Annotated in this window: 6 protein-coding genes and 1 pseudogene; 2 read left to right on the forward strand and 5 right to left on the reverse strand. The window is 62.3% G+C overall.

Annotated elements, in window-relative coordinates:
- A pseudogene (locus EN949_RS31715) lies at positions 1 to 749 on the reverse strand (N-methylproline demethylase); the annotation flags it as partial.
- A gap of 101 nt (positions 750 to 850) precedes the next feature.
- Here EN949_RS31715 and queF point away from each other — a divergent pair.
- Complete coding sequence (gene queF / locus EN949_RS31720; protein ID WP_010915503.1) at positions 851 to 1,312, forward strand: preQ(1) synthase; 462 nt, start codon at positions 851 to 853, stop codon at positions 1,310 to 1,312.
- 9 nt (positions 1,313 to 1,321) lie between these two features.
- Here queF and EN949_RS31725 read toward each other — a convergent pair whose 3' ends face one another.
- The 4 genes from EN949_RS31725 to EN949_RS31740 form a co-directional block, all read right to left on the reverse strand.
- Entirely contained in the window at positions 1,322 to 1,933 is a 612-nt protein-coding gene (locus tag EN949_RS31725) for a hypothetical protein (protein WP_013532329.1), read from the reverse strand.
- A gap of 4 nt (positions 1,934 to 1,937) precedes the next feature.
- Positions 1,938 to 2,417 (reverse strand): DUF3828 domain-containing protein, encoded by a 480-nt coding sequence (locus EN949_RS31730; RefSeq protein ID WP_027163240.1) that lies wholly within the window; start codon positions 2,415 to 2,417, stop codon positions 1,938 to 1,940.
- A gap of 96 nt (positions 2,418 to 2,513) precedes the next feature.
- On the reverse strand, positions 2,514 to 4,163 hold the full coding sequence (locus tag EN949_RS31735; RefSeq protein WP_027163239.1) for an ABC transporter substrate-binding protein: 1,650 nt from the start codon (positions 4,161 to 4,163) through the stop codon (positions 2,514 to 2,516).
- A gap of 42 nt (positions 4,164 to 4,205) precedes the next feature.
- Positions 4,206 to 5,756, reverse strand: a complete 1,551-nt coding sequence (locus EN949_RS31740; RefSeq protein WP_013532332.1) for a trimethylamine methyltransferase family protein — start codon at positions 5,754 to 5,756, stop codon at positions 4,206 to 4,208.
- Positions 5,757 to 5,846: 90 nt separating this feature from the next.
- Here EN949_RS31740 and EN949_RS31745 point away from each other — a divergent pair.
- On the forward strand, positions 5,847 to 6,293 hold a 447-nt coding region (locus EN949_RS31745), incomplete at its 3' end, for a LysR family transcriptional regulator (protein ID WP_127371889.1).

Consider the following 6,293-nt stretch of genomic DNA (forward strand, 5'->3'; position numbering starts at 1 on the left):
ACCTTGCCGGAATTGGCCAGCCGCCTGGCGATCTCGATGCCCTCCTGTTTGGACAGGCCTTTTTCGAAATCTTCGTCAGCGACCATGCGGATGCCGACGACGAATTTCTCGCCGACCGACGCACGCACGGCATCAAGCACCATGTTGGTGAAGCGCAGGCGGTTGTCGAGCGAGCCGCCGAATTCGTCGTCGCGATGGTTGGTGGCCGGCGACCAGAAGCCGTCCATCAGATGGCCGTAGGATTCGAACTCGATGCCGTCCAGGCCGGCGGCCTGACAGCGCTGGGCGGCCGAAGCATAGTCGGCGACGATGCGCTCGATGTCCCAGTCCTCGATGGTTTTCGGGAATGCGCGATGCGCCGGCTCACGCACCGGCGAGGCCGAGAGTACCGGCAGCCAGTCGGCCTTGTTCCAGCCGGTACGGCGGCCGAGATGGGTGATCTGGATCATCACCTTGCAGTCGTGCTCGTGGCAGGCATCGGCGAGCTCGGCCAGCCACGGCACGATCCTGTCGTCATAGACATGCAGATTGCCGAAAGCGGCCGGGCTGTCGCGCGAGACGATCGCCGAGCCGGCGGTCATGGTCAGCGCCATGCCTCCCCTAGCCTTCTCGGCATGGTAGAGCCGGTATCGCTGTTTCGGCATGCCGTCCTCGGAATAGGCCGGCTCATGGCTGGTCGACATGACCCGGTTCTTCAGCGTCAGATGTTTGAGCTGGTAGGGCTGGAGAAGCGGATCGTTGGAGGTCATCGTCTTCCTGCGGTTTCAAATTGTGCTAATGAGCGGCAAAATTCGTTTTCAAGCATGTCGTCCCGCACGCACTCCGGGCGCATGCGACAAGGATTGGGCCCATGATCGACACCAAAACTCTCACCCAGCTCGGTGCGCACGTCGAGACGCCACAAAGCCCCGAAGCAGCGGTCCTGGAGACCGTACCGTTTTCGCGCGGCGACGGGCCGCCGGCGATCGTGCGCTTCACCTGCCCGGAATTCACCTCGCTGTGCCCGGTCACCGGCCAACCGGACTTCGCCCATATCGTCATCGACTACGCACCCGATGCGGCTCTGGTGGAATCGAAGTCGCTCAAGCTGTTCATGACCTCGTTTCGCAACCATGGCGCCTTCCATGAAGACTGCACCGTCATGATCGGCCGCCGCATCGTGGCGGCAACCAAGCCGCTGTGGTTGCGCATAGGCGGCTATTGGTATCCACGCGGCGGCATTCCGATCGATGTGTTCTGGCAAACCGGCGCTCCGCCGGAAGGCGCCTGGCTCCCCGACACCGGGGTGGCGCCCTATCGCGGGCGGGGTTGAGCTCGCCCATCATTCGCATTGATATTGGCTGAGTGCCCATTCGCCGGTCACCGACAACAGGTCCGTGATCTTCCAGTCGCCATCGACCTTCTTGAATTTCCATTCCAGCCGGTGCGGGTTGCCCGATATGACGAAGGCGACGATGACCTTGGCCTGGTCACCGTTGATCGCCTCGAGCGTCTTCAGGCTCTTGTCGATCTCGGCCTTGTCGTAATCGGCATTGTCGAGCGCCATGTTGGGGTCGAGGCACTCGCCCTGCCCGGATTTGCGCAAGGCGTCGCTCTTGTCGAGCACGGTTTTGGCTGGATCGATGAAATGGCTTCGCTCGGCCGGATCGATCTCCAGCCCGACCTGATCGTAAAACGGCCGCACAACGGCGGTCGGCGAGCCCGGCTGGATCGGTGCGGCGGGCGCGGCTTCGGCCGGCGACCATCCAACCGGCGGCGTGGCCGGTTCTGCCGCTCCGCCCGGCGCATTTGCGGGCGGTGCAGCGCTGTCGCTCGGCTGGGTGTCGGCCGGGGCGTTTGCCGGCGGCGCACCCAACAAGCCTTGCGCGGCGGCGCCGCTCAGAGCCGCCAGCAGGCACACACCCGACAGTGCCACGAACCGGCGGTGGGCCATCGCTTCACTCCGGCGTCTGGCCGGCCATGCATTCCAGCGCGCTGAGCGTCCAGTCGCTGGTTTTGGAAGCGATGTCCGATATCTTCCACTTGCCGTCGATCTTCTTGAGCGACCAGAGCATTTCACGTTTGGAATCATCGCCTTCCGGAAACAGGCTGAAGGATGCCGTGACCTGTGCGTTGTCGCCATCCTGCTTCTCAGACAGTTTCAGCGTTTTCGAGACGGTTTTCTGATCGAAATCCTGAGCGTCGAGACCAGGATCGAAATCGATGCAGGCGACCTGGTCCGGGTTCTTTTTCGTTGCCTGGTCGTTCAGGTCGAACAGTTTCGTCACCGGTTCGGTGAACCGGTCCCGATATTGTTCGTCGGCCTCGAACTTGACCGCCGGGGCATAGAAGAACTTCACCGCGTCGGACGCCGGTCCGGCGACGGCTCCGGCCGGCAGGGCTATCGAAAGGGCGGCAACGATCACTGTCAGTCGCATGCAGAATCTCCGGCTTTTGACGGCTTGAGCCTATCAACACCACGTATCCTGCATATCGGCTTTTTTGCGGCTCATGAAGTCCTGCAGCACCTTGTTTCAGCCGTCCAGCCAGACGTTCTGAAGGTCCATCTCGAATGTCTGGTGGACACCATAGTTCTTCACCTTCTTGCTCATGTGGCTGTAGAGCTTCTGCCAGAAGGGCTGAATAATGACGCCCGAATCCTGCAGGATCTGCTCGACATCCTTCATGACCTCGCGTCGTTTCTCCACGTCGATGAGCGAAAGCGCCTGCTTGAGCTTGGCATCGAAATCGGGGTTGGAATATGCCGATTCATTCCAGGCCTCGCCGGTGCGATAGCCGAGCGCCAGCACCTGCACGCCAAGCGGGCGCATGTACCAGATCGTCATCGAATAGGGATATTTCGTCCAGTCGTTCCAGAAGGTCGAACCCGGCAGCACCGTGCGCTTCACCTTGATCCCGGCATCGCGCAACTGGCCGGCAATGGCGTCGCCGGTATTCTTCTGCCAATCGTCCTCGATGGTGATCAGCTCATGCTCGAAGTCGGCCTGTCCGGCTTCCGCCATCAGCTTCTTGGCGCCGGCGGCGTCGCGTGTCTTCTTGGGCAGCGCATAGTATTCCGGATGGATCGGGGCGACGTGGTGGTTTTCACCAGGGGTGCCTCGCCCGGCATAACCGAGTTCGAGGACCGCATTGTTGTCGACGGCCATTTGCAGGGCGTTGCGCACCCGCTTGTCGTCATAGGGCTTGTGGGTGATGTTGGTGCGGGCAACCAGCGTCGTCGCCGTCGCCACCTCCGATTTCACCAGATCCATCTTGTCGAGAATGTCGATGAAGTCGGCGGGCGACTCGAAATTGAGGTCGATCTCACCGGATTCGAACGCGTTCACGGTGGCGTTGAAATCGGTGCCGTAGTCGACGAACTCGACGCTGTCGAGCGGCGCCTCACCACCCCACCATTTGCCATTCTCACGACGCTTGACGACCGCCTTCTGGCCGACATCGTAGGAGACCAGTTCGAACGGTCCCGTGCCGATCGGCTTCTTGATCGGATCGGCACCGTCGGCATCGAAGCTGCGATGGACGACGAGCGCCGGATAGTCGGTGAAATTCGGGATCAGCGAAATGTCTGGTTCGCTTAACTTCAGCTTGACCGTATTGTCGTCGACCTTGGTGATCGCGCCATCCCTGGCCTTGCCGGTCTTTGCGTCGATCAGCGCGCCGACCCGGGCGGCCATGGAATTGCCGGCGACATTCTTCTCGCACCAGCGGGTCAGATTGTGAGCGACGTCATCGGCGTTGAAGGCATCGCCATTGTTCCACGTGATGCCCTTGCGCACATGCAGCACGTATTCGGTGGCGTCGTCGTTGATATCCCAGCTTTCGAGCAGGACCGGCTCGAAGGTGAATTGCCTGGTATAGCGGACAAGCGGCTCCAGCCAGCAGCGCGAAATGTTCGCCAGTTCCACCCAGTCGTAAGTGCGCGGATCCTTCTGTCCCTTCACCGACATCGAGACGCGCAGCGTTCCGCCTTTCTTCGGCTCTTCGGCCAAGGCCCGATCCGGCACGGCAAGGCCGATCATGCCATAGGCAAGAGCCGTCGATGCGCCGAAGGCGCTTGCCAGCGCCAGGAACTCGCGCCGGTCGACACGACCCGCGCGTGCTTCGACCGCCATTGCCTCGATAGCGCTCGGCACGCGATCGCCACTGCTTCTGAAGAATGCCATTTTTTCCTCCCGTCTGGTTCCCTTTGATCTTGGTTCTTCGCCTCAACTGACGCTGTCCGGCAGCCTCTCCTCGCGCCGCGCGATGAAATCCATCAGGCCATCGGCGATGCCTTCGTCGAGCTTCGGCTCCTCGTAATCCGCCAGCATGTTGCGCGCCTTCTCGCGGCCGCGCGTGTCGTGGTCCTTCGCCCCTTCTGCCTTCCACTGTTCGAACGAATTGAAGTCCATGATCGAGGGCATGAAGAAGGCGGATTCGAAATGTTCCAGCGTGTGCTGGGTACCGAGGAAATGGCCCTGCGGTCCCACCTCGCGGATTGCCGCCATGGCTTCCTTGAAATCGTCGAACGGCAGGCCGCCGGCATATTTGTACCAGCCGATGAGCTGTTCGCAGTCGGTGGCGAATTTCGAATAGCCGCAGGTCAGGCCGGCCTCGAGCCATCCGGCGGAGTGCCAGATGTAGTTGGCGCCGGCGAGGATGGCGGCATGCATCAGCATGTTCGCCTCGTAACCAGCCTGGGCGTCGTTGAGCTTCGACCCGACATGGAAGCCGGAGGTGCGCCACGGCAGCCGGTATTTCCGTGCCAGCGCTCCCATCAGATACATCATCTGCGCCGCCTCGGGCGTGCCGCCCATCGGAGCACCGGTCTTCATGTCCACCGTGACCATGAACTGTCCGTAGATCTGCGGCGAGCCTGGGCGCAGCAGCTGCGTGAAGGCGACGCCCGCCAGCGCTTCCGCATTGACCTGTGCCACAGCGCCCACGGCGGACGCCGAAGTCGAGGCGCCGCACAGTGCAAAGGGTGCGAGGATCAGCGGCTGGTTGCTTCGCGCATAGACCTTCATCGCGTCCAGCATGGTGGCGTCCCACACCAGCGGCGAATTGCAGTTGGTGATCGACACCAGGACCGGATTGTCGCGGACGTAATCCTCTCCGAACACGATGCCTGCCATCGCCATCGTGTCTTCCGCCCGCTCCTTGGACGTGACGATGCCCATGAACGGCTTGTCGGAATGCTTAAGCGCGGAATGGATGATGTGGAGGTGACGCTTCGGTACCGCGATTTCCATCGGCTCGCAAATGACCGAACTCGATGAATGCAGCGCCGGCGCCATGTAGGCGAGTTTGTGGAAATTGTTGAGGTCGGCGAGCGTGCCGTAACGCCTGTTGTTATCGAGATCGCGAACATAGGGCGCGCCATACATCGGCACGAAGATGGTATTGTTGCCGCCCACCCGCACCGTGCGCTGCGGATTCCTCGCATTGAGCGTGAACTCCGACGGGACCTTCGACACCAGTTCCATCAGCAGGGCCCGGTCGATCCGCACACGGGTTTCCGAGACATCCGCGCCCGCCGCCTTCCACAGTGCGATCGCCTCGTCGTCGCGGAACTCGCAGCCCACCTCTTCGAGGATCAAGAGCGACTCCTCGTGGATCAGCTCGACCGCCTCATCCGGGACCATCTGGTAGACGGGGATCTGGCGGACCAGCGTCGGGAACGACGTTACGGGAGCTCCGCGCAGGGCCTTGCGCCCCAGGCGGCCGCCACTGCGGCGGTTGGCATGTTCGGTCACTTCGGGGGCCGGTGCGTTCATGGCAACTCCATTCCACTCATGAAGGAGCCTAGCGCGACAAAATGGTGATGTGACGCTGGAAAATCCTGATCTCTTGTATAAGCTCAGCTTATGCGAAGCTTGCGCCACCTTCTGCCTTCGGCCGGCAGCCTGATCGTCTTCGAGGCGGCCGGGCGGCTGTCGAGCTTCACCGCCGCCGGGCGCGAGCTGGGCATGACGCAGGCCGCCGTCTCCTACGCCGTGCGCGGACTGGAAGAACAGCTCGGCGCCAAGCTGTTCCAGCGCCGCCACCGCCAGGTGCTCCTGACCGAGGCCGGCGAGCGCTTCCATGCCGACGTCTCGCTCGGCCTTTCGCACATCCGCAAATCGGCGGAGGATCTGCGCCTGCAGGCGACCGGCGGTCATGTCACGCTGGCCGCCTCGACCGCGTTCGGTTCGTTCTGGATGATGCCGCGCCTGCAGCAGTTCCGTGACGAGCTGCCGGGCATCGACCTGCGTATCCAGACCGCCGACCGCGACCTCGACATCATCGCGGAAGGCATCCCGCTCGGCGTGCGC

It is taken from the genome of Mesorhizobium sp. M7A.F.Ca.US.007.01.2.1 (assembly GCF_003998165.1).
GTDB lineage: Bacteria > Pseudomonadota > Alphaproteobacteria > Rhizobiales > Rhizobiaceae > Mesorhizobium > Mesorhizobium ciceri.